1 protein-coding gene is annotated in these 378 nt (G+C 71.2%); it reads left to right on the forward strand.

Annotated features, from left to right (window positions below; all coding sequences use genetic code 11):
• Positions 1–378: acyltransferase domain-containing protein (locus RM779_RS33485; RefSeq protein ID WP_311621562.1), on the forward strand; the 378-nt coding region annotated here is incomplete at both ends.

The following is a 378-nucleotide window of genomic DNA, read 5'->3' on the forward strand; positions in this document are numbered from 1 at the left end:
AGGACGAGGGGGCGTTGCGGGCGCAGGCGGCGCGGCTGCGGGAGTTCGTCGAAGCGCGGCCTGAGCTGGCTCCTGACGAGGTGGCGTGGTCGCTGGTCTCCACCCGAGCCGCGCTCGAGCACCGCGCGGTCGCACTCGGCACCGGAGGGGCCGGGCTGGTCACCGGTCTCGACTCCATTGCCCGAGGGACGGCCGCTGCCGACGTGGTCGAGGGCGTCGGCCCGATCGGCGACGAGGCGGTTTTCGTCTTCCCTGGTCAGGGGGCGCAGTGGGTGGGGATGGGTGTGGAGTTGGCTGGGGTGTTTCCGGTGTTTCGGGAGGCGTTGGAGGAGTGTGGGCGGGCGTTGTCGGGGTTTGTGGAGTGGGATTTGCTGGAGG

This window comes from Streptomyces johnsoniae (genome assembly GCF_031845565.1).
Lineage (GTDB): Bacteria > Actinomycetota > Actinomycetes > Streptomycetales > Streptomycetaceae > Streptomyces > Streptomyces johnsoniae.